The 26,105-nt window shown below is 39.6% G+C and carries 28 protein-coding genes; 19 read left to right on the top strand and 9 right to left on the bottom strand.

Annotation, left to right across the window (positions count from 1 at the left end; genetic code table 11):
• The first annotated feature begins 88 nt into the window (after positions 1-88).
• From BMY21_RS09265 to BMY21_RS09250, 4 genes are all read left to right on the top strand, one after another.
• On the top strand, positions 89-769 hold the full coding sequence (locus BMY21_RS09265; RefSeq protein ID WP_074643220.1) for an HAD family hydrolase: 681 nt from the start codon (positions 89-91) through the stop codon (positions 767-769).
• Between the two features lie 18 nt (positions 770-787).
• Complete coding sequence (locus tag BMY21_RS09260) at positions 788-1,969, top strand: alkaline phosphatase family protein (protein ID WP_074643216.1); 1,182 nt, start codon at positions 788-790, stop codon at positions 1,967-1,969.
• 90 nt (positions 1,970-2,059) lie between these two features.
• Positions 2,060-3,697, top strand: coding sequence for a sigma factor-like helix-turn-helix DNA-binding protein (locus BMY21_RS09255; RefSeq protein ID WP_074643212.1), 1,638 nt, complete (start codon positions 2,060-2,062; stop codon positions 3,695-3,697).
• Positions 3,698-3,904: 207 nt separating this feature from the next.
• Positions 3,905-4,861 carry a glycosyl hydrolase gene (locus BMY21_RS09250; protein WP_177177735.1) on the top strand — a complete coding sequence of 319 codons (957 nt, stop codon included), beginning with the start codon at positions 3,905-3,907 and terminating at the stop codon, positions 4,859-4,861.
• On the opposite strand, the gene BMY21_RS09245 is transcribed toward BMY21_RS09250, so the two are convergent.
• Entirely contained in the window at positions 4,858-5,346 is a 489-nt protein-coding gene (locus BMY21_RS09245) for a GNAT family N-acetyltransferase (RefSeq protein ID WP_074643208.1), read from the bottom strand. The two genes, BMY21_RS09250 and BMY21_RS09245, sit on opposite strands and share 4 nt — an antisense overlap.
• Entirely contained in the window at positions 5,343-6,131 is a 789-nt protein-coding gene (locus tag BMY21_RS09240) for a transglutaminase-like domain-containing protein (protein WP_074643203.1), read from the bottom strand. The genes BMY21_RS09245 and BMY21_RS09240 overlap by 4 nt, the downstream gene beginning before the upstream one ends.
• 141 nt (positions 6,132-6,272) lie before the next feature.
• On the opposite strand from BMY21_RS09240, the gene BMY21_RS09235 reads away from it, so the two are divergent.
• A complete protein-coding gene (locus BMY21_RS09235; protein WP_074643199.1) occupies positions 6,273-6,866 on the top strand; it encodes a helix-turn-helix domain-containing protein in 594 nt (197 codons plus the stop codon).
• A gap of 9 nt (positions 6,867-6,875) precedes the next feature.
• Here the strand turns inward: BMY21_RS09235 and BMY21_RS09230 are convergent, their stop codons facing one another.
• Complete coding sequence (locus tag BMY21_RS09230; protein WP_218141045.1) at positions 6,876-7,778, bottom strand: helix-turn-helix domain-containing protein; 903 nt, start codon at positions 7,776-7,778, stop codon at positions 6,876-6,878.
• 98 nt (positions 7,779-7,876) lie between these two features.
• Here BMY21_RS09230 and BMY21_RS09225 point away from each other — a divergent pair, with 98 nt between their 5' ends.
• From BMY21_RS09225 to BMY21_RS09205, 5 genes are all read left to right on the top strand, one after another.
• Complete coding sequence (locus BMY21_RS09225; RefSeq protein ID WP_074643192.1) at positions 7,877-9,061, top strand: iron-containing alcohol dehydrogenase; 1,185 nt, start codon at positions 7,877-7,879, stop codon at positions 9,059-9,061.
• Positions 9,062-9,072: 11 nt separating this feature from the next.
• Entirely contained in the window at positions 9,073-10,002 is a 930-nt protein-coding gene (locus tag BMY21_RS09220) for a DMT family transporter (protein WP_074643189.1), read from the top strand.
• A 119-nt stretch (positions 10,003-10,121) separates the two neighbouring features.
• A complete protein-coding gene (locus BMY21_RS09215; protein WP_074643187.1) occupies positions 10,122-10,970 on the top strand; it encodes an ABC transporter ATP-binding protein in 849 nt (282 codons plus the stop codon).
• A 9-nt stretch (positions 10,971-10,979) separates the two neighbouring features.
• Complete coding sequence (locus BMY21_RS09210; RefSeq protein ID WP_074643182.1) at positions 10,980-11,666, top strand: ABC-2 transporter permease; 687 nt, start codon at positions 10,980-10,982, stop codon at positions 11,664-11,666.
• 1 nt (position 11,667) lies between these two features.
• The gene (locus tag BMY21_RS09205) at positions 11,668-12,033 is read left to right on the top strand and encodes a GntR family transcriptional regulator (RefSeq protein WP_074643179.1); all 366 of its coding nucleotides are present in this window, start codon (positions 11,668-11,670) and stop codon (positions 12,031-12,033) included.
• Here the strand turns inward: BMY21_RS09205 and BMY21_RS09200 are convergent.
• Entirely contained in the window at positions 12,027-12,947 is a 921-nt protein-coding gene (locus BMY21_RS09200; RefSeq protein WP_074643176.1) for an alpha/beta hydrolase, read from the bottom strand. The two genes, BMY21_RS09205 and BMY21_RS09200, sit on opposite strands and share 7 nt — an antisense overlap.
• A 73-nt stretch (positions 12,948-13,020) precedes the next feature.
• On the opposite strand from BMY21_RS09200, the gene BMY21_RS09195 reads away from it, so the two are divergent.
• Positions 13,021-13,617 carry an NUDIX hydrolase gene (locus BMY21_RS09195; protein WP_074643173.1) on the top strand — a complete coding sequence of 199 codons (597 nt, stop codon included), beginning with the start codon at positions 13,021-13,023 and terminating at the stop codon, positions 13,615-13,617.
• Here BMY21_RS09195 and cdd read toward each other — a convergent pair.
• Positions 13,607-14,017 carry a cytidine deaminase gene (gene cdd, locus BMY21_RS09190; protein ID WP_074643170.1) on the bottom strand — a complete coding sequence of 137 codons (411 nt, stop codon included), beginning with the start codon at positions 14,015-14,017 and terminating at the stop codon, positions 13,607-13,609. The genes BMY21_RS09195 and cdd overlap by 11 nt on opposite strands.
• A 59-nt stretch (positions 14,018-14,076) precedes the next feature.
• Here cdd and BMY21_RS09185 point away from each other — a divergent pair, with 59 nt between their 5' ends.
• Positions 14,077-14,490 (top strand): hypothetical protein, encoded by a 414-nt coding sequence (locus tag BMY21_RS09185; protein WP_074643169.1) that lies wholly within the window; start codon positions 14,077-14,079, stop codon positions 14,488-14,490.
• Between the two features lie 61 nt (positions 14,491-14,551).
• On the opposite strand, the gene BMY21_RS09180 is transcribed toward BMY21_RS09185, so the two are convergent.
• Positions 14,552-14,986: a hypothetical protein gene (locus BMY21_RS09180; protein ID WP_074643167.1), complete on the bottom strand. Its 435-nt coding sequence runs from the start codon at positions 14,984-14,986 to the stop codon at positions 14,552-14,554.
• Between the two features lie 488 nt (positions 14,987-15,474).
• Here BMY21_RS09180 and BMY21_RS09175 point away from each other — a divergent pair, with 488 nt between their 5' ends.
• The 5 genes from BMY21_RS09175 (at position 15,475) to BMY21_RS09155 (ending at position 20,577) form a co-directional block, all read left to right on the top strand.
• A complete protein-coding gene (locus BMY21_RS09175; protein WP_074643165.1) occupies positions 15,475-17,250 on the top strand; it encodes an ABC transporter ATP-binding protein in 1,776 nt (591 codons plus the stop codon).
• A 162-nt stretch (positions 17,251-17,412) separates the two neighbouring features.
• Entirely contained in the window at positions 17,413-19,176 is a 1,764-nt protein-coding gene (locus tag BMY21_RS09170) for an ABC transporter ATP-binding protein (RefSeq protein WP_143064202.1), read from the top strand.
• Positions 19,177-19,407: 231 nt separating this feature from the next.
• On the top strand, positions 19,408-19,905 hold the full coding sequence (locus tag BMY21_RS09165) for a GNAT family N-acetyltransferase (protein ID WP_074643554.1): 498 nt from the start codon (positions 19,408-19,410) through the stop codon (positions 19,903-19,905).
• A gap of 25 nt (positions 19,906-19,930) precedes the next feature.
• Positions 19,931-20,326, top strand: a complete 396-nt coding sequence (locus BMY21_RS09160) for a GNAT family N-acetyltransferase (RefSeq protein ID WP_074643159.1) — start codon at positions 19,931-19,933, stop codon at positions 20,324-20,326.
• Between the two features lie 20 nt (positions 20,327-20,346).
• Positions 20,347-20,577: a tautomerase family protein gene (locus BMY21_RS09155; protein ID WP_074643156.1), complete on the top strand. Its 231-nt coding sequence runs from the start codon at positions 20,347-20,349 to the stop codon at positions 20,575-20,577.
• Here the strand turns inward: BMY21_RS09155 and BMY21_RS09150 are convergent, their stop codons facing one another.
• A complete protein-coding gene (locus BMY21_RS09150; protein ID WP_074643154.1) occupies positions 20,578-21,192 on the bottom strand; it encodes a hypothetical protein in 615 nt (204 codons plus the stop codon). It abuts the gene before it with no gap.
• Positions 21,189-22,880, bottom strand: coding sequence for a sialate O-acetylesterase (locus BMY21_RS09145; protein WP_074643153.1), 1,692 nt, complete (start codon positions 22,878-22,880; stop codon positions 21,189-21,191). The genes BMY21_RS09150 and BMY21_RS09145 overlap by 4 nt, the downstream gene beginning before the upstream one ends.
• Before the next feature lie 175 nt (positions 22,881-23,055).
• Here BMY21_RS09145 and BMY21_RS09140 point away from each other — a divergent pair, with 175 nt between their 5' ends.
• Positions 23,056-25,128: a methyl-accepting chemotaxis protein gene (locus BMY21_RS09140; protein ID WP_074643150.1), complete on the top strand. Its 2,073-nt coding sequence runs from the start codon at positions 23,056-23,058 to the stop codon at positions 25,126-25,128.
• Here BMY21_RS09140 and BMY21_RS09135 read toward each other — a convergent pair.
• The gene (locus BMY21_RS09135) at positions 25,125-25,736 is read right to left on the bottom strand and encodes a YgjV family protein (RefSeq protein WP_074643147.1); all 612 of its coding nucleotides are present in this window, start codon (positions 25,734-25,736) and stop codon (positions 25,125-25,127) included. The genes BMY21_RS09140 and BMY21_RS09135 overlap by 4 nt on opposite strands.
• Positions 25,737-25,793: 57 nt before the next feature.
• Between BMY21_RS09135 and gatC the strand changes: the two genes are divergently transcribed.
• Positions 25,794-26,105: an Asp-tRNA(Asn)/Glu-tRNA(Gln) amidotransferase subunit GatC gene (gene gatC / locus BMY21_RS09130; RefSeq protein ID WP_074643146.1), complete on the top strand. Its 312-nt coding sequence runs from the start codon at positions 25,794-25,796 to the stop codon at positions 26,103-26,105.

Raw genomic sequence — 26,105 nt, 5'->3', positions numbered from 1 at the left:
TTCTGTGTTATAATAATTCACAGATGGAGGAACTGTTATGTTATCAATTACTTTATCAGATACTGGTAATTGATAAGGAAATTAAAAAATGATAAAAGCTGTAGTTTTTGATATGTTTGAAACGCTGGTAACTTTGTTTACCGGCCGTACATATTTTAGTGAAGATATTGCAAAAGATGTCGGTTTAGCTGATATAGAAAGTTTCAGAAAAGAATGGCATCTGATTGAGCATGACAGAAGTACTGGAAAATACACGATAGAAGAAGGTCTTTCTCTGGTATTCAAAAAAATCGGTATTTATTCAGACGAAAAGGTTCGCACAATTGTGAATAACAGACTTACTGCACTTAAAGATACTTTTGATGATATTCCTGAAGAATCAATTCAACTGCTGAAGGCTCTGAAAGATCGTGGAATTAAAACAGGCCTAATTACAAATACATTTTCTGATGAAAGGGATTTGATAAAGTCGAGTGCTCTGTTTCCATATTTTGATGTGGCATTAATTTCCTATGAGCAGGGAATCTGTAAGCCTGCTCCCGAGATGTATCAACGGATGATAGAGCGTTTAAGAGTTGCCCCTGAAGAATGTCTCTATGTTGGAGACGGTGGTTCTCGAGAACTTTACGGAGCCCGGGATGCAGGAATGAAGGCTGTTCAGTGCACCTGGTTTGCAGAACGTGCTTATGAGCCTCATATTCCTTGTCCTCCTTTAGATGAGTTTGAGCATGTAGTACATCAAATGGATGTTCTTGATTTTTTGAAATAAAAAAGCTAAAAAAGTAGAATGATTAAAAAAGAATTACTTCCAGATTACAACAATTGTCTTGTAAATCTTGCTAACTCAGTCTTAAAAAAGTTTGGTGCAGAAACTACTGCAGCTACCTTGCCTCTGGCAGATAAAATTCTTGCCGGAAATTATAAAAATGTTGTTGTACTTCTTCTTGATGCACTTGGAATTTCTATTCTGGAAAAGCATCTTAAACCTGAAGGATTTTTCCGCTCTCACTTAGCAGGGGCTTTTAATTCTGTTTATCCTCCGACAACAGTTGCTGCTACAACTTCTATAATGAGCGGTTTATATCCTAATGAACATGGCTGGCTTGGCTGGGATGTTTATTATCCTCAGTTAGACAAAAACGTTACTGTTTTCAGAAATACAGAACAGAAATCAGAAAAGGCTGTGGCTCAGCCGGAATCTTATGATGCTTCAGGAAAACCAATCTGGACTGAGGATTCATGGAATGAAATTGTTCCAGCTGCTGATTTTCATGTAGGAAACACTTTTACACCGTATAAATCTGTGGTGGATAAAATCAATGAGGCAGGAGGAAAAGCTTATTCCTCTATGCCGTTTTTACCGCCTTATCCACAGGATTTAGAAGCAATCTTAAACCGTATCAAAAATCTTTGTGATGAAGACGGCCAGAAATATATTTACGCTTATTGGAATGAACCGGATGCAACAATGCATGCTACTGGAACTGTAAGTAATGAAACACATGAAATGGTTACTGCTCTTGAGAAACGGATTGAACAGTTTGCATCGGAGCTTTCAGATACACTGCTTATTGTTACTGCAGACCACGGGCATATCGACAGCCGCAATCTTTGTATCCTTGATTATCCTGAGATTATGAACTGTCTTGTAAGAAGTTTCTCTCTTGAACCTCGTACAATGAATCTTTTTGTAAAAGATGAATTTAAGGAAAGTTTCCATGAATTGTTCAGGAAAACTTTTGGTGATAAATTTTTGCTTTTAACCAGAAAAGAAGTTCTTGACTGTCAGCTTTTTGGAATTGGTCAAAACAGACCTGAACTGGATCAGATGATTGGTGATTTTGTTGCGCTTGCGGTTTCTGATACATCTGTTACAAATACTCATTTTGAAGCTCAGAAAATGCCTGGTATGCATGCCGGTCTTACACAGGAAGAAATAAAAATTCCGCTGATTGTAGTAAAAAAATGATTTTTTTTTCCAACCTTTTTCCATTGTTACACACTATATAAGCATACAACGCTGTAACAATCAAATAATTATTTGGTACGATGTAATAAGATGGAAAAACAAAAGGCTGACAAGTTAATCTTAAAGTTCTCATCAAAGGTGTATGGATTTGCCGTAAAGAAATCATACTCGTATGATGAGGCAGAAGAACTTTCTGCAGAGATGCTTAAGGAAGTTTATCTTTCGATGCTTCAGACAGACGACATTGTAAATGTTGAAGGTTATGTCTGGAGAATCTGTGAACATGTTTATGCAAAATATGTGAATCAGGTAAAACATCAAAAAGGTATTTCTGTGGATGGTCTTAATCTGCCTTACTTTGATGAGTACGACTTAGGAGAAACAGAAGAGGAAATCAGAAAACTTCGAAAGGAGATTTGCTTTTTATCTTCAAGCCGTCGTGAAATAGTTTATTCCTTTTATTACGAGGGAAAGTCTATTGCTCAAATTGCCAGAGAGCATGGACTTCCCGCTGGTACAGTGAAGTGGCACTTGAACAAAGCTCGTAATGACTTAAAGGAAGGTTTTACTATGGAAAGAAAAATTGGAAAATTAGGATTATCACCTGTAAAGGCATTGGAATTCAGTCATAGCGGTTGCCCTGGAAGCAAGGGTGGACCTGAAGTTTATCTTGACGATAAAATCAATCTGAACATAGTTTATAGTGTTTATGAAACACCAAAGACTGTGGAAGAGATTGCGGAAGATCTGGGTATGACACCTGTTTATCTTGAAGATAAGATTGAACTTCTTGTGACAAATGGTTTTCTGGTTGAAACAAAAGGAAATCGCTATACAACTTATGTACAGTTTAGTCCAAAACAGTATTCACTTGAAGCTGAAGCAAATCTCGTAAGAATGCAGCAGAAGGTTGCAAAAATCCTGACAGAAAAATATGTTCCTCAGGTGCGTGCTGCTGTAGCAAATCTTGTAAATAGGGATGTTTATATTCCAGGTGGAAATCGCGAACTTTTTGAAGCTGCTGCAATTTTCTATGCAATTGTTACAAAGTGTAGACTCTCTATCGAAAAGGATTTGTCTAAACACAGAATCAAGACACTGGATGGAGCAGATTATTTAGTTTCTGTAGAAACAAAATCTGAAGTTATGGATCCTGATTACAAGTGTGAATTTAATTTTTCTGAGCTCGAAAAGAAATTCTGGAGCTGTGGAGAAATGACAAGAGATTCGCAGAAATATCCTTGTGTATATTCGTGGTCGGTGGATTCAAGATTTGACTGCAGAAAGGGTGCCTGGAAGAATAATCTCAATTCAGATTATGAGAGCCTTTACGAAATTATCACTGGAGAAATTACAGAATCAAAAGCAACTTCAGAAAAGTTTAAGAGACTTCGTGAACGTGGTTTCCTTTCAAAGAATGGAACAATTAACACTATGGTTGTAAGAAGCAGTTTCAACGATTTTGCCGGTTTGATTCCTAAGCCAGATGAAGACCTTTTGAAGGAGTTTGCAAAATTTGCACTGGAACAGGCAATGGTTCAGTCAAAAATGTATCCACCACAGATTCAGGATAGAGTGATTGTTAATGTTATGAATTTTGCTGTGGGTTCAAGAGTTGCTATGATGGTTCTGGATGAACTTTACGATAATAAGGTTTTCCGTCCGCTTACTGCTCAGGAAAGAATTACTGCAAATCTTTTAATGTTCTGTGACCATCTTCCAGAATAGTATGATATAATATCAGGTAAGAGGTTTTAGAATGGTAAAAATAACAGCTGCTATGTTATGGAGACTGTTCTTCCTCTTGCCTGTTAAGATAAAAGGAATTTTGTCTGTGTGATTATCAGGCTGTGACAATCGGAAAGGGGAATCTGTAATCTGTTATTTTTTATAAGTCGTAGACTTGGTTTTGGTATTGAAATGGGAAAAAGATTTATGGCAATTATGATACCTGCTTTTTTGATGTTTTCTTCCTGCAGAAGCACTAAGGTTATGAAACCTGCGCCTGTTGTTAGTGGTCTTGAATTGCAGGGAAGAAATGAAAAGACTACAGCAGTGTTTAATTTTATCCGCGACAATTTTGGAACTAAGATTATTTCGGCTCAGCAGGAATCTACCTGGATGGGATCTGTGGATTATGAGATGGACTACCTTTTGAAAGTAACTGGAAAACTTCCTGCGATGCGTGGTCTTGATTTTATGAACAATGATTTTGATGGAGTTGCTGAACGCGCAATTGAATGGGACAGAAAGGGCGGGCTTGTTACTATATGCTGGCATACTGGTATTGATATCAGCGGATACAGAGAATCGAAAAAGGATCATCCGGACTTTAAAAAGCTTTTGACTCCAGGAACTGATGAATATAACACTTTGATGAACGGCTGGGATAAGGCTGCCAAAACACTTCAATATCTGCGAGATGAAAATGTTCCGGTACTCTGGAGACCTTTCCATGAGTTTGATGGCCGCTGGTTCTGGTGGGGAAAGGGTGGCGCTGAAAACTTTAAGAAGCTCTGGTGCCTGATGTATGAAAAGTTTACGAATGAATATAAACTTGATAATTTAATCTGGGTTCTTGGATACACTGAGTGGGTGAGCAAGGGCTGGTATCCTGGTGATGAGTATGTTGATATCATTGGCTCTGATAATTACGATAAATCAACAAATAAAGGTGCATGGAATAAACTGACAGAAATTACATCAAAGCCAATGGCTTTTCACGAGTGTGGAATGGTGCCGTCTGTAGAACGTTTTGAGAAAGACGGAACATTCTGGTCATGGTTTATGATCTGGCATACTACATGGCTCACTGATAATAAGACTGAAAATCTGAAGAATGTATTTAATAGTGAGAGGGTGATAACTCTAGATGAAGTTCCTAAGTTTTAGGAACGGGATTTCATACATGCTGAAGTGTAACAGTATTGTATGAAGTCTTTTCCACGGTTTATTGTTCGAGTTTCTCCAGAAAAAATCATTCCCATTTTTTCGTAAAAGTTTCTTGCTGCGCTGTTGTTTTCAAGTACCCATAAAATGACAGTTTTATCTGCTGTTAGTTTTTTTATAAAATCAAAGGCTTTTGTGCCGAATCCTTTTCCTCTGTATTCTTCCAGAATATAAAAACTGGATATTTCAATTGTCTGTTGTTTGAAAATCAGTTTTACAATTCCGGCTGCTTCAGAATTATCTTCCAGAATGAGATAAGAGATGGACTTGTTATTTAGAGTTTCCAGAAATTCTTCTTCACGTTTTTCCGGAGAATCTTCTTCTAGGTACGCCTTTGGAAAAAGGTTTTGATATGTCTGTTTCCAGGCGATAGAGTGAACGTGACCAATTATTTTTGAGTCTGCTGAAACAGCCTTTCTGATTATCATTCTTTTACTTCTACTATTCTTACGTTTCCAAACTTAATTTTTGAGAAATCTGAACCTGTATCCGGGAAGTCGATTCCTTCAAGCCTCTTAATATAGTTCGGGAGAACTCCGAGAATTCCAGCCTGTGGATCAACAGGAATCCAGCCAAGTTTTTCATCGTAAAATTCTGCCCATGCATGAAGTGTGGAATAAGATGGATCTAAACAGCAGCCACAGATATATTTACAAGGAATATTGTTCAGCCTCATCAAAGCTGTAAAAACATTTGCAAATTCTCCGCAAGTCCCCATTGAAGTTTTTAAGGTCTCACTAGCTGACCGTCCAAACGTATAACCCAGGGAAATATCAGCAGCAAGCGCATTGTCATATTTTATAAAGCCTGTATTTTGATTTATAGATTTAAGAATTGTTTTTGCACAGTCAAGTGGCTCAAGTTCTGAAAGATTCAGGCTTTCAGACAGCTGGATGACTTCTTCATTATCAAAATCTATAAAATCTGTTTTCTGGAGATATTTATCTAAATCGTTCTTGTTCTTTGAAAACTTTGTTTTAGAAAAATTATGAAAAGAATCTTTGCCTCGTACTGTGATTTCTGACTGTGCTCCAATTTTCTTTAAGGAAATAAGTTTTTGAGGAGCACTTGAAAGGACTTTTTCATCATATTGATTTGTTACAAAACTGAACTCAATATAGGATTCTGTATTTTTCTTGTATGCTGCTAGACATAAGAGCGTACATAGAATAATTGATGATGTACAGATTATTGCTATTATAACTTTTTTCATATTATTCATCATAGCAGAAGAAAAAGCATACGTCTACGAAGCGTAGGTTGAAGGGTGGGGCGACAGGTGATAATCTAAGATTCAGGAAACGACGCGGAGTTTTTAGAAACTGACCGATACGGTCTTACTCAGGAGATTATCATGGACAATTATATAACCGGCGCTGCAATTAAGCGTCTTCGGGAAAATAAAGGTATGACACAGGATGAACTTGCACAGAAAATTTTTGTGAGCAATAAAACTGTCAGTAAATGGGAAAATGGTCACGGGCTGCCAGATATTTCATTGATGGAACCTCTGGCTAAAGCGCTTGGGATTTCTGTAATTGAACTGTTTTCTGGAAATGAGGTTCAGAATAAAAACAGAAACTTCAATATGAAAAAGGTTCAGTTTTACATCTGTCCTGTCTGTGGAAATGTGATTCAGGCGACTGGTGAAGCTGTTATCAGTTGTTGTGGAATTACATTACCACCACTGGAAGTAGAAGAGCCTGATTCTGCTCATACTCTGAAAATTGAAACTGTTGAAGATGAATATTATGTTCATATTGAACATCCGATGACAAAGGAACACTATATTTCATTTATTGCGGCAGTGTACGACAACGGAGTTCAGATGGTAAAACTTTACCCTGAGAGTTCAGCAGAAGCCCGCTTCAAAATCAGCAGGGCAAAGTTTTTTCTAACTTTTTGTAATCACCACGGACTTTTTAGGACCGACGTAGTCCGCTTATAACTTTTTTAATTATGCTTTTTCCTCTGCTCTGATCATCAACTTTGGAAATATCTCTGAATACCTGAGAGCATCGTTTTCAAGTTTGATGATCTTTGCATAAAGGCTCATTGGAATTTCTTCCTCATCGTAAGGTATGATGGCTCCGTTCATTGCAAGAATTTTATCTTTAAGTTCTTCTGCATACGCCTCTTCAGAAGAATTTGTAAGCAATGCGAATTCATCACCGCCAATTCTGAAAACTATGTCTTCAGGGCCACATACACTTTCCATTCTGCGAAGTGCTTCGGAAATTGCAATGTCACCAGCCTTACGTGAAATATTGTTGATAGGAATAAGGCTCACAATGTCACCGCATACAAACCAGCAGTCTTTGCGCGACTTAAAAAAATCATACAGCTCAGAAATATCAACTGTTCTTCTCATAAGTTTTTCTCCTTCCAGTTGCATAAAGCCTGTAATGCGAGGAAACAGTTCTACAGTATGGGGACGATTTTCGCAGCGTTTTCGAAACTCTGACGGATTGCAATTCCATACCTGTGAAAAACTTCTCGTAAAGGCTTCATGACTTGAATAGCCGAATTGAATGGCAATATCAAGAATGTTTAAGTTTGGCTTGTCTATCATCATTCGGGCAGCTCGAGTCATCTTCCGACGAACAATATAATCGTGTATCGAAAAATGAGTCATATATTTGAATACTTTCTCCAATGCCGATTTGGATGCATAACATGCATCTGCAATATCTTCTGTTTGAACTGGAACAGTGTCTTCAAGATGATCCTCTATGAAAACAAGTGACCGCATCAATAAATCAAGATTTGCCAAACTTACTCCTGTGTCTCCGGGGACAGCTCCAGAAAGTGTGCGCGCTACACTCTCTGTAATTATGAGAATACAATATAAGTCTATCATTGATTTGATTTTTTGAGTAAAAAAAAGTATTACAAGATTTTTATGGGACTTTTTTATGTTCTGTGCTATTCTAAAACAATTAGACAAATGGAGGAAATATGTTCGATTTCAAATATTATACACCAACAAAGGTGATGTTCGGTAAGAACGCAGAAGACAAGGTTGCCCAGCTCATTCAGGAGTTCGGCGGTAAAAAGGTTTTGATTCATTATGGTGGAGGAAGCGTTATCCGTTCCGGACTTATGCAGAAGGTAACTGACCAGCTCGATAAAGCCGGCATTCCATATGTAAAGCTTGGTGGCGCAGTTCCAAATCCACGTTTGAGCCTTGTTTATGAAGGAATCGAACTTTGCAAAAAAGAAGGAATAGATTTTCTTCTTGCTGTAGGCGGGGGTAGTGCAATTGACTCTGCAAAGGCAATCGGCTATGGAGTTATGAACGACGGTGATGTCTGGGATTTATATGATTATAAAAAGCAGGCCAAGGCAAGCATGCCTCTCGGTGTAATTCTTACTCTCGCTGCAACTGGTAGTGAAATGAGTGATTCATCAGTAATCACAAAAGAAGAAGGCCTTGTAAAGCGCGGTTATTCTAGCGACTATGGTCGTCCAAAGTTTGCCATCCTCAATCCTGATCTTACAATGACACTCCCTGATTATCAGACAGCCTGCGGTTGTACAGATATCATGATGCACACAATGGAACGCTATTTTACAAACGGTGGAAATATGGAGCTTACAGACTCTATGGCAGAGGCTCTTCTCCGCACTGTAAAAGAGCAGGCAAAGATTCTTGTAAAAGATCCTAACAATTATGAAGCACGTGCCGAAGTAATGTGGGCCGGAAGCCTTTCTCACAACGGACTTACAGGCTGTGGAAACGACGGCGGTGACTGGATGACTCACAAGCTTGAGCATGAACTTGGCGGACTTTACGACGTTGCTCACGGAGCAGGTCTTGCGGCAATCTGGGGAAGCTGGGCACGCTATGTTTACAAGGATTGTCTTCCACGTTTTAAGCGTTATGCAATCAATGTTATGGGCGTTCCTGCAACTGGTTCAGATGAAGAAATTGCCCTTAAGGGAATTGAAGCAATGGAAGATTTCTACCGCGAAATCAACATGCCTACCAATCTTAAAGAACTTGGTGTAAATGCAACTGATGAAGACCTTGCTCTTATGGCTCACAAATGTGCAGTCGGTGTAAACGGCGCAAAAGGTTCAGCAAAACTTTTACATGAAGAAGATATGCTGGCAATTTACAAAATGAGCAGAAAAGATTAAAGTCTTTCATTATGAATAAAAACAGCCAGAAGGTGTTGGGGATAATCCTTGCCGCCGTATCTATCTTTTTCTGGGGAATTACTTTTGTCTGTACAAAGTATCTCCTCAGAGAGTTTTCTTCACTTGAAATTCTTTTTTACAGATTTATTTCTGCTTATCTTGGGCTTTGGATTATTCATCCAAAGTTTGAGAAAATTGCAATGCGCGACAATATCCTGTTCGCGCTTGCAGCATTAACTGGAGTTGTCCTTTATCAGCTTACAGAAAACATCGCTATCAATTATACAAACGCTTCAAATGTAAGCGTAATCGTAAGTATCTGTCCTCTTTTTACAGCAATAATCAGTCAGATTTTTCTGAAAGAAAAACATCTTTCGGTATGGTTTATGATTGGTTTTGTGATTTCCATTACAGGAGTTGCTCTTGTCTGTTTCAACGGAAATACCGCTCTGGAGTTTAATCCAAAGGGTGATGTTCTGGCTCTGCTTTCAGGAATCTGCTGGGGCTTTTATTCAATGATAGTTTCAATTTTGAACAGAAGAAAGTATGCAACCGTAGCAGTTTCACGCCGCATTTTCTTTTTTTCTGTTTTAATTATGATTCCTCTTTCTCTTGTAAGCTGGCGTTATACCCTGGTAAATCCGGAAACAACTTCGTTCTTCTTTTCTTTTGATAAGACTCTGAACGCAACTCGTTTTTCAAATCCTGTGAACTGGATAAATCTTTTGTTCCTGGGAGTAGTTGCTAACGGCATCTGCTTTACAATCTGGAATAAATCCTGCCAGATTCTTGGCACTGTTAAAGTAAACTGTGCGATTTACCTTATTCCTGTAGTTACGATTATTTTTGCTTTCTTTGTACTTGGAGAAAAAATTACACTGCTCGGTGGAATTGGAGCTCTGGTTACAATTACAGGACTTTTCATCAGCGAGAAAAAGTAAAAATCGATATTCAAAAAAAACTTGACAGTCTCCTGTAGGTGTTATATTGTGTATATACAATATGCACAATATAAGAGTCACGGAACGCGCTTCGATCGTTCCGCTCAGGGAGATGTCAAATGAATCTTATTGAAATCAATGGACTGTGTAAGAACTTTGAATCCTTCCAGCTTAAGAATGTAAGTTTTTCTCTGGAAGAAGGTTATATCATGGGCTTTATTGGTCGTAACGGTGCGGGTAAATCTACCACACTCAAGACCATGCTGAATCTGATGAAAAATGACGGTGGTGAAGTAAAGCTCTGCGGCCTTTCAATGCCAAAAGACGAACTCGAAATTAAAAATCAAGTCGGCTATGTTTTTGGTGGAGTTGATTTTTATCCTGAAGCAAAAATCTCTCGAATCACAAACGTAACAAAAAACTTTTATCACGAATGGGATGATGCGCGTTATAAAGTACTTTGTGAGCGTTTTGAAATTGATCAGAATAAAAAGTTCAAACAGCTTTCTGCTGGAATGAAGGTAAAATATTCTCTGGCGGTTGCAATGAGCCATAATCCAAAACTTTTGATTCTTGATGAACCGACAAGCGGTCTTGATCCTGCAGCTCGTGATGACCTTGTACTTCTTTTCCAGGAATTTGTTGAAGACGGTGCACACTCAATTCTTTTCTCAACCCATATCACAAGCGACCTTGAAAAATGTGCTGACTATATCACCTATATCAAACAGGGCCAGATTCTTGCAAGCACAGATCGCGATTCTTTCCGCGAAAGTTATATAAGCGTAGCAGGAAAGAAAGATCAGTTGTCCCCGGAAACTGAATCAAAGATTATCGGACTTCACACACATCAGCTTGGTTTTGAAGGTCTTATGAAAACTGAAGATAAGGCGCTGGCAGAGAAGTGTGGTTTTGAAATTGCATCGCCAACTCTGGAAGACATTATGATTCATATTGAGCGCAGATAGGAGAGAAACATGAAATCAAATACATTAAAACTTTTGAAAAAAGAACTTTGCCTTGGTAATGCATCGCAGTCTGTAATCTGGACAATCTGTTGTTTTGGAATGTACTTTATTCCAAGTTACCCGATGTACGTTGGACCTTTTTATATGACACTGTGCATTATGATGACCTTTGCCTTAAATCAGTCATCACATGATATTCTGTATACAGTGTTGCTTCCGGTAAAGAAGATTGATGTTGTAAAGGCACGCTTTATGTACTGCGGAATGATGGAACTCTTTGCTTTTATCTGTGCATTGCTTGGATGGTGTATCCGTACTGCAGCAGGCTTTCCTGCAAACACTGCCGGCATTGAATTGACCCTTGCTTATTTTGGATTTCAGATGATTATATTTGCAATCTTCAATCTGATTTTTCTGGGCAATGTTTATAAGGATCCGCTTAAGCCAGGACTTCGCTATATTGCAGCAGCTGTTGCATATTTTATCTGTTACGCAGCCTGCGAGCTTCCGGTATGGGCATATTATGCAAAAGCAGAAAATTCTCTTGCAAAAGTTGGAGAGCTCTATACAAGCCGCGATACACAGTTTATTATTCCACAACTGATTATTCTGGCAGCTGGCATTGTGATTTATGCGGTAAGCTGGTGTCTTACTTTCCGCCGTGCAGCCCGCCAGTTTGAAAAGTACGATTTGTAATATGGATATAGTGTTATCTCAGAAAAGTGACAAACCAATTTATACTCAGATTTATGAGCAGATAGCAAATCAGATAATGAACGGCGAAGTTGCTGCCGGTGAAAAGCTTCCGCCAATCCGCACCGTTGCCGTAAATCTGCGTGTAAGTGTAATTCCCGTAAAACAGGCCTGGGAGCAGCTCGAAAGAGAAGGTTTTATTTCCACAGCTGTAGGCCGCGGTACTTTTGTATGCGAACTTGAACATCATGAAATATCAGATAAACGAAACTCTGCCGCCGAAGAATTACTCAGCCGCGACGTAAAAGCCTGCCGCGAAATGGGCCTCGACCTGGATGAGATTATTGAAATAGTCCGTAAAAACTATTGATTCATTATCGAGCGGAAAAAGTTACATTCGTCGTCGTTACATTGAACGGCAATCGGCAATTTCGGATCACAATGGAAAACATGCCAGAGCGGTTGTTCTGGAGTTCCATAACAGTGCAGTTCATTTCGAACTCCGACTGCATCCAGTTTCGCTTTCATCAAAGGGGCCTGTGCTTTTAAGAAATCACCTTCGCAGGTCATTACAAAAGAAGGTGGAAAATCCTTTGTAACATGATTTGCAGAATTAACAAGTTCTACTTCGTCCGGGGTTCCGCCCTTAGGTAAAAAACCGCTTCTTAAAAGCCGGAACTTTGAATCAGTATCATCAAGAGTATATTTTCCACAGTTCAATCCCAATCCGCGGAGAGTCAGTTTTTTATCCTTTATAAATTCAAAATTCTTTCTTAAGTCAGCATTTGTAAGGGCTGCAGCATAAAGGGAAAGAAGGTGACCACCTGCAGAATCGCCAACTGCAAAAACATTATTTGTGTCAAAACCATATTGAGCGGCATTATCTGCTACAAACTGGAAAACCTTTTCAGTATCCTGCATTGAAGCTGGAAATTTTGCTTCGGGAGCCAGTCGATAAGAGAAATTTACAACAGCAAACCCACGTTGAGAAAGCCGCATACAGTACCACTGGTACGCTTCTTTATCACCATAAACCCAGCCGCCACCGTGAACACTAATAATAACAGGAAGAGTCTTTAAAGAGCCGTCAGCCTCAACAGCAGCCTTCGGTCTGTAAACGTCCAGATACTGCCATTTTTTGAGCTTTACGTCATCACCGTAAAGAATATCATCGTAACGGGTAATATCAGCAGGAGTTGTCTGCCCTTTATCGCGTTTACGATCAGAACTGCCAAAAAGATGCCTTATTTGTCGAGATGCAATAAACTGTTTCAGCGTAGTCATATATTCCCTCTCAATTATTATATATTATATCACAGAATTGTAGGAACTCAAAAAAAAAGATAAAATCAAAAAAATGAAAACACTTGTAAACACAACACTTTGCTATATAGAAAAAGACGGCTGCTATTTAATGCTTCACCGCACAAAAAAGCAGAACGACTATAATCACGATAAATGGATAGGAATCGGCGGTAAGTTCGAAAACGGCGAAAGCCCCGAAGACTGCGTCCGCCGCGAAATCCACGAAGAAACCGGTCTTATTGTAAATCCCGAAGACCTCGAATACTGTGGAATTGTTACGTTTGTCGATAAGAGTGAAGAGGATAAAGTGGGGGAAGCCTCCCCCTCGCTCCAGCCTGCTTCGCAGTCTTCCACTACCCCCTCTGCAGGGGACACCCCCGCATCGCCCCCGTACTACACCGAGTTCATGCACGTTTTCCGTGTCCGAAAGTTTTCCGGCACTTTTTTAACCGACTGTAACGAAGGCGAACTTGAATGGGTCCCGATAGAAAAAATAAACGACCTGCCGCACTGGCAGGCCGATGAAATCTACCTTGATTTTATTGCTCAGAACCGACCGTTCTTCTCTTTGAAAGCGGTATATAAAAACAGCCGTCTCATAGAAACATATCTCGGCGGTAAGCCTTACAATCACTGGGCTAAAGACTAAAACTCTCCGGCAGTAACTCTGCAAGAGTAAACACTTTCTGTTCACCTTTGCCGTTTGCAAGAATGATTTTGAAATCTCGTTTGCAGAACTCACTGAGTACCTGACGGCAAACTCCGCATGGTGGACAGAAATCTTCAATTACAGCTTTTCCGTCAGCATTTTCAGGACCGCCCACAATAGCAATCGCTTCAAACTCGCGTGCGCCTTCGCTTACAGCCTTGAAAACAGCTGTACGTTCAGCACAGTTGCTAGGTCCATAAGCCGCATTTTCAATATTACAGCCGGTCCATACCTTTCCGTTTTTATCAAGCAGAGCAGCACCTACGTGAAAATGAGAGTAGGGTGCATAAGACATATTTGTCATTTCAATTGCAGTTTTTACAAGTTCATCATAATTCATATTTTTATTTTATCATATTTTTGTTTTATTTCATAAGAAAAAGTGTTATCTTTTAAAATATGAATAACGAACTTCAAATCAATCAGGCAATTACACTCACAGATCAGCTTATTGCAGAACTCGATCAGGCAGAGCGACAGCTTTCATCCGCCAGAAACTGGGGCTTCCTTGATGTCCTCGGCGGCGGTTTCATCGTTGACCTCATCAAGCACTCAAAACTCAGTAATGCCAAGGTCTCTATGGACAGAGTAAATTACCTTCTGCAGGAACTTAAGCGCGTACTCGGTGGAATCAGCATGCCAGGTGACTACAGCATGAACGTAGGCGGCATCGCCACCTTCGCCGACTTCTTCTTCGACAGCGGCATCGTTGATGTCTACATGACCGCCAAAATCATGAGCAGCCTCAACGAAGTCCGCAATCTCAAGAACAGATGCTACGAACTGCGCAGCAGATTGTCGTCAGTAAGATAAACTCCAGAGAATCAATTTATCAATAAAAAAGGCGGGCTTTACCCCGCCTTTGTAAGGTTTCTTATTTTAGCGCATGTCGAGCTTTAATTTCTTTAATCAAGGATATTAATGGGAAAATATAAATAATTAATAGGACTATATCGAAATTAATATCTGAATATGAAGAAAATAACATTGTACAAAATTCTAAAAACACCTTTAATAAAAAATATAACGTAAAGCGTATGAGGTTTAATAAAACCATAAGTACAATACTTGCTTTAGAAACTTCTCCATTTGCTTCTTTTATGGCACATACTAAATTTCCACCTAATAAAGAATGTGATAATGAAACTTCAACTTCATTTCCTATATTTTCAATTAAAATATTATCAACTACGCTATTAGCTGCAATTCGCTTATATCGCTTTTCATTTACTTTAATATACGCTCTTTCAGTATATCCTGGTAAACCATGTCCATCTGACATTCCATTTAAAACACCTTTTACAATCATTTTTTTAATCCTCCAATGATTTTTTATTTCTGAAAAAATGCTGGAAGATTTTTCAAACTGATAGTAAGAGGCATAATGAGCCGTCAACCTAACATTTTTTCAATCAATATAAATGTATATTATATGAAAAACGAATATTTTTAAAGTGTAGTATACTTTTAAAATTTTGTTATTCAATTTTTTTGATGTAGTATTTCAAAAAATCTATTACTTCCCTTGACAAAAATTTTTATTCTCACTAGATTGAAAATATCAATAAGCGTTTATATCCTCGTACGCTTTTGAAATTCTTTTTTAAGGAGGTCACTCCCATGAATAACAGTGTTGTAAGTTTTGATTTTAAGTGTGGACTGATTCTCCCGCCAGCAAAGAAGAATTAGTTTCCACTTATAAATCAAATCCTCGCTAAATCGACCGCACGGTCCTCGACGTGTGTATTATTGTCTTCGGTACGTTGCCGAATCGTTTCTGCTAAAATTTTGTTACTTATGAACAAGTTGAACTTATTTCACTATTTTAAACGTTATAGTTTTTTATATCTGATTGCGCTCATTGCTATGTGTGCAAGTACGCTGCTGGATCAGGCTGCCCCTCTTATTGTCCAGCATATTGTTGATGATGTTCTGATTGCAAAGAAGATGGAAGTATTGAACTTCCTTCTTTTAGGGATTCTTGGAATTGGTGTAGGGCGCTGTATTTTTCAGTATACCAAGGAATTTTTGTGTGACTATGCCGGTAGTAAGATTGCCTGTGAAGTTCGTATAAATCTGTTCCGCAAAATCCAGAGCTTGTCAGCAAACTTTTTCGACGGCATAAACAGTGGTGAACTGATGAGCCGCGTAAAGGACGACGTTGACCGCATCTGGGATATTGCAGCCTTTATGGGAATTCTGATGGCAGAGGTTTTTATCCGCACGGTATTAACTCTGTTCTTTATGATTCGCATTAACTGGCAGCTCGCTTTGATTCCGATTATCGGAATGATTGGTTCTGCTGTGATTGCAATTCTGATGGAGAAGCAGCTGGATGAACTTTACGGCGCGGTTATGCAGGAAGGTTCAGAGATGAACAATACTGCGGCAGAAAATCTTGCCGGTGTGCGAACTGTAAAAGCTTTTGCGCGTGAGGGCTTTGAGATTGCAAAGTTCCACAAGCACAATCAGAAGTTTTATGAATTGAATATTGATTTGAGCCGGGTTTTCGTAAAGTACAATCCGATGATTCAGACTATTACCAGAGTGCTAACTGTTGTGTCACTCTTCCTTGGCGGACTTATCGTTATGAAGGGTAATCCGCTGCAGGGCGGCCAGAAGATGTCTGTTGGTGAGCTGATGGCATTCCTTCAGTATGTAGGCGGAATGATCTGGCCAATGGAAATGCTCGGATGGCTCACAAACGGTTTTTCAAGTGCAAAGGCAAGTGTTAAGCGTCTGAACAAGATTTACGCAGAAATGCCGGACATTACGGAAAACAGCGAACTTGCAAAGAACACCGAGGGCGCCGATGCCGACCTTGCAAACGCAATGTTCTCGCAGTTTGACATCAGCGGTGATATCAGTTTTGATCATGTAACCTATGCGAGTGGGGAAAAGAAAATTCTCGACGACGTTTCATTCAGCATCAAAGCGGGTCAAACTCTCGGCATTATGGGTGCAACAGGTTCGGGTAAAACAACGCTCATCAACCTTTTGAAGCGTATGTATGACGTAACTGACGGAAGCATTAAGCTTGATGGAATTGATATCCGGGAGCTACCGCTGCCAACGCTGCGCCGAGCAATCTCTTGTGTAATGCAGGATATATTCCTGTTCTCAGACACAATCGACGGAAACATCCGCCTTGGAGCGCGTGAGACAATCACTGTTCCGGAAGTTCGTTCTGCTCTGGAGAAGTCGCATTCTGCAGAGTTTGTAGACCGCATGGAAGAAAAAGAAAACACAGTAATTGGTGAACGTGGTGTCGGCCTCAGTGGTGGACAGAAGCAGCGAATCACAATTGCACGTGCCCTTGCCCGTAAGACACCGGTACTCGTACTGGACGATTCAACTTCGGCACTCGATACAGAGACTGAACAGGAGATTCAGCAGGTTCTTGCCGAACTTTCCGGTATGACAAAAATCATTATCGCGCACAGAATCAGTGCGGTTCGTAAGGCTGATAAGATTATTGTGCTTGATAAGGGTAAGGTTGTGGAGTCTGGTACTCACGAAGAACTTTTAAAACTTGGTGGGTTATATAAGGAAACATATGACTCTCAATATTAGGTTATAGGTTTTAGGGGAGTAGGGGGAAGTCTCCCCCTCGCTCCAGCCCGCGTTGCGGTCTTACGCTACCCCCTCTACGGGGCTCAAACGCCGCCCCGTAACGCCCGGCTTCCCTAGAACCTGACACCTAAAACCTAGCACCTCAAAGAAACGGAGATTTTTATGAACAGTTATAAAATAGATGAACAGCAGGTGCAGAAATCGAACTTCGAAACGATGCCACGACTTTTCCGTTACCTGCTTAAATATAAGAAACGAATTGCGGGCGTATTTGCACTGATGGCATTCGGTACTGCGGTAGACCTCGTGAATCCGCTTTTGAACGAACGCGCCATCGACCGCTATATTCTTCCGGGCGATGTTCCAGGTCTTATCCGCATCGTACTGCTGGGTGCAACAATCAACATCCTTGCCGTTCTTGCAATCAAGCTTCGTATGCTTTTGATGGCAAAGACAAGTAACAAGGTTATTCAGGAACTGCGTCAGGAATTGTACGACCACATTCAGGGACTGGACCTTGCGTTTTTTGATTCGCGTCCGTCCGGAAAAATTCTTGCGAGAATTATCGGTGACTCGAACTCGCTCAAGGACATTATCGAAAATGCCGTTACCACTTTGATTCCGAACCTTGTTACGGTCATTGCGGTTATGGTGATTATGTTTGTAAAAAACTGGAAGCTTGCGCTTGCAGCCCTTTGCAGTCTGCCTTTTCTTATCGGTGGAGTTTTCCTGATTTCGATAATGGCAGAAAAGCACTGGAAGGCAAAGCGTCAGAAGTCTTCGAACATGAATGCGTTTATCAACGAAGACCTTTCTGGAATCAAAATTATTCAGAGCTTCCGTGCAGAGCAGGAGACTGATAAAACCTTCCAGTCGTTAGTTTGGGATGACCGCAAAGAGTTTCTGCGAGCCGTCCGCTGGTGCGACGGTTTTGGTTCATGGATTGATTTGTGCTGGAGTGTCGGAACCATGGCACTTTATATGGTTGGTATTAAACTGCTCGGAATCGAAGGTGTTTCCATCGGAACTTACATTGCCTTTGGAAGTTATGTCGGAATGTTCTGGCAGCCGATTCTGAACCTCAGTAATTTTTACAACCAGTTTGTAAATGCGGCCAGTGGTGCCGAGCGTATCTTTGAAATTATTGACAAACAGCCGGTAGTTACCAGTAAGGCTGGGGCCGGAGCAATGCCTGCAATCAAGGGAAGCGTTGAGTTTAAGAACGTTACCTTCGGTTATACTGATGATGTAGATGTTCTTAAGAATGTAGACTTCTCTGTGACTCAGGGCGAAACAATTGCTCTTGTAGGACCTACGGGTGCCGGTAAATCTACGGTTGTTAATCTGGTTAGTCGTTTTTATGATATTAAAGACGGCAAGATCCTGATAGACGGAAATGATATTCGTGATGTAGAGCTTTCGAGTCTGCGTACTCAGATGGGAATTATGACGCAGGACAATTATATTTTCAGCGGTACAATCCGTGAAAACATAATGTATGGAAAGCTGGATGCAACGGAAGAAGAAATGCTCGAAGCAAGCCGTGCCGTTCATGCAGATGACTTTATCAAAACTCTGCCGGACGGCTATGATACAAAACTGACAGCACGCGGCGGTGAACTTTCAAACGGCCAGCGTCAGCTTGTTGCGTTTGCCCGCACAATGCTCAGCAACCCGAGAATCCTGATTCTGGATGAGGCAACCTCTAGTATTGATACTAAGACAGAGCTTCTTGTTCAGAAAGGAATTGCGAGCATGCTTAAGGGACGAACAAGCTTCGTAATCGCACACCGTCTTTCAACAATTCAGAATGCCGACCGCATTTTTGTAATTGATAAAGGCGGCATTGTCGAGAGCGGCAGCCCGGCCGAGCTTATGGAAAAGCGTGGTGCTTATTACGCCCTCCGTCAGGCACAGTTTGCGTAGTTTTTTATAAAAAATGACGAATTGGCCTGCAAAAATCCAAAAATACGATTTTTGCAGGCTTACAAATCGAAAATCTTCAAAAATCAATTATTCAGTGTTATAATATCCATACTCGACTAATTATGTACACGATGTTTTAAGAATAATCATCGTGTACATTCGGGATCTGGAGTAAAAAATGGATAAAGATCGGTTCAGCCGATTGTTATGTTTCAAATTAAAAAAAGAAAAATGAAATTACGCAATTACAAAACTGAGGATTCCCAAATCATCTGCAGTTGGATAAAAGATGAAAAAACTTTGTTTCAGTGGTCGGCCGACAGAATCGGAAAATTTCCTCTGTCCGGAAACGAACTGAACGAAAGTTATGCCACACGTAAAATTGGGTTAGAGTTTTTTCCTCTCACAGCTATTGAAGAAAATGGAAATACTATAGGCCATCTGTTTATCCGGATACCTGATATAAATAATAAATCCGTTGTTCGCTTTGGTTTCGTAATCGTTTCGCCTGAAATACGCGGAAAAGGCTATGGTAAAGCAATGCTCGAACTCGCAATTGGTTATGCTAAAAAAGAATTGAATGCAACAAAAATAACTCTAGGAGTTTTTGAAAACAATCCCAACGCCCGGCACTGTTATGAATCTATCGGTTTTATTCCAATAAGCAAAAAAACAATAAATATTCTAAACACCGATTGGCCATGTACCGAAATGGAAATGAGGTTATAATCATACAGAATAAGAAGGATTGAAAATGAGCGGTATAATTATAAGTGATGACAAAACAAAATTCCCTGTTGAAAAAGCCATTGAGCTTTTACATACAACCTATTGGGCAGAAAAACGAGACCCTGAAGTTATTCGAAAATCAATTGAGAATTCAATTGTCTTTGGAGTATATAGCGAAGATTCTCTGATTGGAATGGCACGAGTTATCACAGACTTTGCTACAACTTTTTATTTAGCAGATGTCATTATAGATGAAAAATACCGTGGCAATGGAATTGGAAAAAAACTGATTTCAACTATTGTTTCAGATAATCGTTTTTCATCATTGTTAGGAATTCTGGTTACGAAAGATGCCCACGGCTTATACGAACATTTCGGTTTCAAAAGAGACACTGAACGCGCTATGACAAGAAGGGTATAGAAAAATATTGGAGATAGATAATGCCACATGTAACAATAAAATGTTTCCCCGGAAGAACAGAAGAGCAAAAAAAACTTTGTGCTGAAAAAATCTCAGAAATAATTGCAGAAACTTTAGGCTGTAAGCTTACAAGTGTTTCTGTTGCAATTAAAGATATCCCCGAAGATTCCTGGAAAGAAGAAGTCTGGGATAAAGAAATCAAAAACGACAAAAAATATTTGTTCAAAGAGCCGGGATATACCTGTGAATAATCACGGCTTTCTGCCGTCTTTGTAATCTATAATCCAGCCGCCATTATAAAAGCCATTGTCGTTACGGGTAGGGGTGACAAAAATCACCTTGGTTGGATTTTCTGTGTCATATTCAAAAATATTGGATTCCCACTGGAATGGTTTTGCGCCTGCTTCGGCGTAGGTAAAATTATTCTGCTGGTCTTTAGGTGTGTAGAGGGAGATTTTGTAACGGCCCTTTTTTAGTTTGAGGTGCATTGCCATACCGCCACTAAGGAAGTAAGTTTTTTTGTAGTTTCTGATGATGTCGGGTGTGCTCATCCATTCGTAAGTGGCGGTGCATGCGGTGTAGGTTACGTCGTTCCCCTCTTCATCCTGAAGTCGCAGAAAACAGCGGATGTCGTTTAGAACTCCAACATTGTCTGGACGGTAAATTATGAGAGAGGTTTTGTCGTGGCCAGCCGGCATGTCTTTTGTGGCGTCGACAAAGTCGTAGTATGAGCCGGGCACGGGCTGTGGAAAAAGCGAAGAGAAAATAAAAAATAAAACAAATACTGTCATCCCGAATTTATTTCGGGATCTGTTTGATAGATGCTGAAACAAGTGCTGCATGACGTTGTTTTTTGCTTTTCTCATACCGTCATTATCTGCTGAATTTTTGCGTGACTGTCGCCTCCTTCAGCTTTTATTTCTCCTGCCTGGAAAGGACAGAGTGGAAGTCCGTTCTTCCCATAAATTGTAACTGGCCCGTAATTAAACCAGCCGTAACGCGCAGCAACAGGTCGAGTTACTTTTTCGCTGCAAGTAATAATTGTATTTTGTTTACCATCAGTTCCGCCAAAGGCAAACTTTGCCGGATACCATACTCCATCGCTTCCCGCAATTTCAAAGCCTGTAAATTCTTCTGTAACAGTCACACCCTGATTTGCTTCCATCTTTTTGTATTCTTCAAGGCGAACTGTATCTTCCCGAACTTCAAAACCAAACGGAGCATTTGCAAAAGTCAGAACAAGACGTCCCTGGCCGGCGGCTCCATCATACATTGCATGACAGCTTTCTAATTGTGGTGCTCCAGCATCAAGTGATGGAATCAGATTATAAACATTTGCCAGAGCATTCTTTTCCATTCGTTCTGCAAGAACTTTTTTTGCGCGAGGGTGAATATCACTGAACTGGCCCAAATCAAAACAACCTGTCATCCAGGTATTTTTTATGTTTGCATGAACTTTAGCCTGCTGTTCGCGGATAATACACCAGTGCTTAAAATCTGGATCGGCCTGATAGCGGTGAACCGGCAGTTGTACAAAAACAAACGGTAAATCAGCATCCTTAAAATCACAACGCCAGTTTTCAATCATAGAGGTAAAAAGTTTTGCATATGAACGAGGTTTGTGGTCATCACTTTCACCCTGATACCAGATAACCCCTTTCAGTGTATAAGGCATAATACGTGCAAGCATGCAATCATAAAGCCCGGTAGGGCGGTAAGGATTTTTGCATGATGCAGGACCCGGCCATGGATTTTTGCCAAGAATTTTTTCTGCTGCTTCCCAGGTAATTTCATGGTCTTTTTCCCAGAGCTTTGAAAAGCCTTCCTGCCATTTTGCATTTTCTATTTCATAGTCATCATATTCTTTGCACTGCTGTTCTATGGATTTTCCACTTACTGCATTTTCATAGTCGGTGAGGTAAGTATTCAGGTCTCTGTCAGCTTCAAGGTATTCTCGGCGCATCCATGCACTTGCCGAGGTTCCTCCCCAGTTACAGCCAATCACTCCGACAACACAACCTAAATCTTCAGCAAGTTTTTTTGCAAAAAAGTATCCGACTGCAGACCATGCACCTTTTGCAGGACTATCCCAGGTCTGCCATGCTGTATTGCGTTCAGCTTCGTAAAACTTCTCATCCATCCATGCAATCTTATTAGTATAATAGAAGCGAACATTCTTTCCTGCTGAAGCACTTTCAAGTTCTGCCGGTCCTTCTGTACAGTTCTGAAGTTCAAACTCCATATTACTTTGACCGCCTGCCAGCCAGACTTCACCTATCGCAATATCTTTAAATTTGATTTTATTTTCGCCGGCTGTAATTATAAGGCTACAGCCAGTTTGTGCACACTGAGGTTCAAGTTGAAGCAGCCAGTGTCCGTTTTCTGCAACTGTACTGTTTATACAAAGTGCTTCATTTTTTTCATCAAAAAGAGCTGCTTTAATCAGAGTTCCGTTTTCAGATTCTCCAAAAATTGATGTATATTTATTTCTCTGCAAAACCATGTGGTCTGAGAAAACTGCAGCAACTGAGAATATTGTTTTTAAATCGGCCATATTTTCCTCTTATTTCTTCTATTATAATATAAACAAATAGTATTCTAATGCAAATAGAGGAGCTTTCCTATATAACCTTTTATTAAAGAATTGTTATATATATAAATAAGAATTTGCTTATTTTCCTAAGCAGTAATAAAATAATAATGAGTTAATAGATTTTGGGGAGTTTTATATGAACGCAAAGTTAAAGAAAGCTACTGTAATTGTTGCTATTGTGTGTTTTTTAGGATCAGTTGGTCTTTTTACTTTAATTAGGAATGTTGCCCGTAACCATGCTCGAACACAGGCGTTTGCAGATATGGAAATGGAAGCTCGTGTAAAAAGAGCAAAGTTTGAAACTTCGATGAATGAGCAGCTCACGCTTGTTCTTCAGTTGTTAAGAATGCCTGCCGTAAAAGAATATCTGAAAAATCCAAATGATGAAGAAATCAAGGAAGTTGCCTTTAAAGATCTGGGAGTATTTAAGGATTCATTTAAATCAAAATCAATTTTCTGGGTTTCAGATGTAGATAAGGTATTCTGGAGTGATATGAAGGAAAGTTATGTTGTAAATCCTAGTGATCCAAATGATTACTGGTATAACATGACTATGTATGAAACTGATGTTTATAACTTCAACATCAACTATAACCCACAGTTGAAACAGACTAACCTTTGGGTAAATGCTGTTGTAAAAGAAAATGGAAAATCAATCGGTATGCTTGGAACTGGTATTCCTCTTACAAGCATGATTAACGAAATGTATGATGGCCTGGATTCTTCTATCACAATGTATCTTTTTAATGATGGAGAAGAAATTACAGGTGCGCTAGATGATTCTATCCTTGAAAAGAAGATTCCGATTCTTGATAGAATGCCTGAACTTTCAGGCTTTGATTACATGCCTAAAGATATTTCTTTTGAAACAACTGGTGTAAGAGATTTTGTTCTTGCTGCGATTCCTCTTGTAAGCTGGCATCTTGCAATGGAAAGAGTTTATACAATGCATGATTTTGTAAAAAACGGCCGTACAGCTCTGATTGCCGGAATTGTTACAGTTATCATCATTATTATTCTTGCAACTCAGATTCTTGCGATGGTTAATCATCTTAATATTCTTAATGATGCGGTCTATGATTTGAGTTCAGGAAATGCGGATCTTACAAAACGTGTTAACTTGCGTGGTAAATCAATGTTCAGGGTTTTTGGGGCCCTTGTTGAAAATGAAAACCGCTTTATTGAAAAACTGCAGGAAATTATCAATAACCTAAAGAGTTCTGAACAGAACCTGAGTAATGTTGGTGTAAATATGACTTCAAGTACTCAGAATACCGCAAGTGCTATCACACAGATTATTTCGCATATTGATTCTGTTCACGAGCATATCAATCAGCAGACAGAGAATATTCAGGAAACTGCAGGGGCTGTAAATGAGATTGCTGCAAATATTGATTCCCTTGAAAAGATGATTCGCCAGCAGGCTGATGGAGTATCAGAAGCTTCTTCTGCTGTTGAACAGATGATTGGAAATATTCAGTCTGTAAATACTTCGGTAGATAAGATGGCTGATTCTTTTGCTCAGCTTGAAAAACAGGCTCAGGCAGGACAGGCAAAGCAGGCTGCTGTAAATGAAAAGATTTTCCAGATTGAAGATAAATCTAAGATGCTTCAGGAAGCAAACCAGGCAATTGCAAATATTGCAGAACAGACAAATCTTCTTGCTATGAATGCGGCAATTGAGGCTGCTCATGCAGGTGAGGCCGGTAAGGGATTTGCTGTCGTTGCAGATGAAATCCGTAAGCTTTCTGAAACTTCAACAGAGCAGTCAAAGACAATTGGTGATCAGTTGAACAGTATTCAGGCTTCTATTATTGAAGTTGTTGAAGGTTCTCAGGAATCAAGCCGTGCCTTCTCTGGTGTATCAAATGAAATTGATAATACAAATCAGCTTGTTAATGAAATTAAAACTGCAATGGCTGAACAGAATGAAGGTTCAAAGCAGGTTATTGAAACTCTCCGCGTTATGAACATGAGTACTTCTGAAGTAAGTAATTCTGCTCAGGAAATGATTGAAGGTAATAAGCTTATTTTCAGAAATATTGCAGCCCTGCAGGAATCATCTTCTGTAATGAAAAACAGTATGGATGAAATGTCTGCAGGTGCAAATAAGATTAATGAAAGTGGTTCGGAACTTTCTCAGATTGCAGATGAAATGAAAGATTCTATTGCTGACATTGGAGGTCAGATAGATCAGTTCACTGTTTAGAGTTCTTTTACGAACTTACTTGAATCCCCATCTTGCGAAAAGCCCATTTTTTGAAGGTATTTTTCGTGGGTGGGGATTTTTGTTTCTGCATATATTTTCTTAATTCCCAGACGTGTCAGATGTGTGTAAAGAAACTTTCCTGCTGAACAGTCTCGGTAAGCCGGAGTTGTATAATCCAGCTTTGCCATAAGAACGCCGTTACCTTCATCCTTTGCTATAAAGATTCCCGCAGGAACTTCGCCACAGGTAATGATAAAGATTTTATCTTCTGCCTGAGGTGCAGAAAAATTAGGAAAGAAGATTTTTATATCAGTTCCATTTGCAAAAAGAAAATGTGCCAGAAATCCATCGCCCGCAGTTGTTGAAATTGCAGAATATTCTTTTTTTGTATTATTCAGCTTATACAGATTTATCATGTTTATGATTATCAGACAAATCTGCATTGCTGCAGTAGGGTAAGAATGAATTGCAATTGCATATCCGCAGAAAATTACACTGCCAATTGTGTTGATAATTCTAAGCTTAACAACTGAAGTCATCAGCATAGAAACAATTACAAGCAGGGAGCCTGTATAGCCAATAAGTTCTAAAATAAATCTCATATCCATAACTTAAGATTTTATAGTATATTCACTAAAAACACAATTTTTACTATAATATCTTTTATGGCAACACAGCATAAAGAAATTGACGCGCAGACTCTTGAGAATCTGCTTTATTTAAGTCGTTTGTCTCCTGAAAGTACTAATATGGAGACTTTGAAAAAACAGGTAGACGACATTGTAGGTTATTTTGATATTCTCTCTAAATATGATGATAGCGAAAATCCATATGACGCATATCCAAGAACAGAAGCAGACAAGCTTCGTGGAGATACAGTTGTAGAAGGCCTTGAAATCAGCGACGTTAAGAAAGTTTCCGAAAACTTCATGGACGGCTATTTCCAGGTACCAAAGGTTCTCGGGGAGGGCGCTTAA

The sequence above is a fragment of the Treponema bryantii genome, assembly GCF_900111035.1.
In the GTDB taxonomy this organism is placed as follows: Bacteria; Spirochaetota; Spirochaetia; order Treponematales; family Treponemataceae; genus Treponema_D; species Treponema_D bryantii_C.
The sequence above is the reverse complement of the archived record's forward strand: the minus strand, read 5'-3'. Positions and strand labels throughout refer to the sequence as shown.

Bases quoted from the DNA above. Each gene is read 5' to 3' on its own strand.
- BMY21_RS09265 (WP_074643220.1), top strand. From the start codon at position 89: ATGATAAAAGCTGTAGTTTTTGATATGTTTGAAACGCTGGTAACTTTG.
- BMY21_RS09260 (WP_074643216.1), top strand. From the start codon at position 788: ATGATTAAAAAAGAATTACTTCCAGATTACAACAATTGTCTTGTAAAT.
- BMY21_RS09255 (WP_074643212.1), top strand. From the start codon at position 2,060: ATGGAAAAACAAAAGGCTGACAAGTTAATCTTAAAGTTCTCATCAAAG.
- BMY21_RS09250 (WP_177177735.1), top strand. From the start codon at position 3,905: ATGGCAATTATGATACCTGCTTTTTTGATGTTTTCTTCCTGCAGAAGC.
- BMY21_RS09245 (WP_074643208.1), bottom strand. From the start codon at position 5,346: ATGATAATCAGAAAGGCTGTTTCAGCAGACTCAAAAATAATTGGTCAC.
- BMY21_RS09240 (WP_074643203.1), bottom strand. From the start codon at position 6,131: ATGAAAAAAGTTATAATAGCAATAATCTGTACATCATCAATTATTCTA.
- BMY21_RS09235 (WP_074643199.1), top strand. From the start codon at position 6,273: ATGGACAATTATATAACCGGCGCTGCAATTAAGCGTCTTCGGGAAAAT.
- BMY21_RS09230 (WP_218141045.1), bottom strand. From the start codon at position 7,778: ATGATAGACTTATATTGTATTCTCATAATTACAGAGAGTGTAGCGCGC.
- BMY21_RS09225 (WP_074643192.1), top strand. From the start codon at position 7,877: ATGTTCGATTTCAAATATTATACACCAACAAAGGTGATGTTCGGTAAG.
- BMY21_RS09220 (WP_074643189.1), top strand. From the start codon at position 9,073: ATGAATAAAAACAGCCAGAAGGTGTTGGGGATAATCCTTGCCGCCGTA.
- BMY21_RS09215 (WP_074643187.1), top strand. From the start codon at position 10,122: ATGAATCTTATTGAAATCAATGGACTGTGTAAGAACTTTGAATCCTTC.
- BMY21_RS09210 (WP_074643182.1), top strand. From the start codon at position 10,980: ATGAAATCAAATACATTAAAACTTTTGAAAAAAGAACTTTGCCTTGGT.
- BMY21_RS09205 (WP_074643179.1), top strand. From the start codon at position 11,668: ATGGATATAGTGTTATCTCAGAAAAGTGACAAACCAATTTATACTCAG.
- BMY21_RS09200 (WP_074643176.1), bottom strand. From the start codon at position 12,947: ATGACTACGCTGAAACAGTTTATTGCATCTCGACAAATAAGGCATCTT.
- BMY21_RS09195 (WP_074643173.1), top strand. From the start codon at position 13,021: ATGAAAACACTTGTAAACACAACACTTTGCTATATAGAAAAAGACGGC.
- cdd (WP_074643170.1), bottom strand. From the start codon at position 14,017: ATGAATTATGATGAACTTGTAAAAACTGCAATTGAAATGACAAATATG.
- BMY21_RS09185 (WP_074643169.1), top strand. From the start codon at position 14,077: ATGAATAACGAACTTCAAATCAATCAGGCAATTACACTCACAGATCAG.
- BMY21_RS09180 (WP_074643167.1), bottom strand. From the start codon at position 14,986: ATGATTGTAAAAGGTGTTTTAAATGGAATGTCAGATGGACATGGTTTA.
- BMY21_RS09175 (WP_074643165.1), top strand. From the start codon at position 15,475: ATGAACAAGTTGAACTTATTTCACTATTTTAAACGTTATAGTTTTTTA.
- BMY21_RS09170 (WP_143064202.1), top strand. From the start codon at position 17,413: ATGAACAGTTATAAAATAGATGAACAGCAGGTGCAGAAATCGAACTTC.
- BMY21_RS09165 (WP_074643554.1), top strand. From the start codon at position 19,408: ATGAAATTACGCAATTACAAAACTGAGGATTCCCAAATCATCTGCAGT.
- BMY21_RS09160 (WP_074643159.1), top strand. From the start codon at position 19,931: ATGAGCGGTATAATTATAAGTGATGACAAAACAAAATTCCCTGTTGAA.
- BMY21_RS09155 (WP_074643156.1), top strand. From the start codon at position 20,347: ATGCCACATGTAACAATAAAATGTTTCCCCGGAAGAACAGAAGAGCAA.
- BMY21_RS09150 (WP_074643154.1), bottom strand. From the start codon at position 21,192: ATGAGAAAAGCAAAAAACAACGTCATGCAGCACTTGTTTCAGCATCTA.
- BMY21_RS09145 (WP_074643153.1), bottom strand. From the start codon at position 22,880: ATGGCCGATTTAAAAACAATATTCTCAGTTGCTGCAGTTTTCTCAGAC.
- BMY21_RS09140 (WP_074643150.1), top strand. From the start codon at position 23,056: ATGAACGCAAAGTTAAAGAAAGCTACTGTAATTGTTGCTATTGTGTGT.
- BMY21_RS09135 (WP_074643147.1), bottom strand. From the start codon at position 25,736: ATGGATATGAGATTTATTTTAGAACTTATTGGCTATACAGGCTCCCTG.
- gatC (WP_074643146.1), top strand. From the start codon at position 25,794: ATGGCAACACAGCATAAAGAAATTGACGCGCAGACTCTTGAGAATCTG.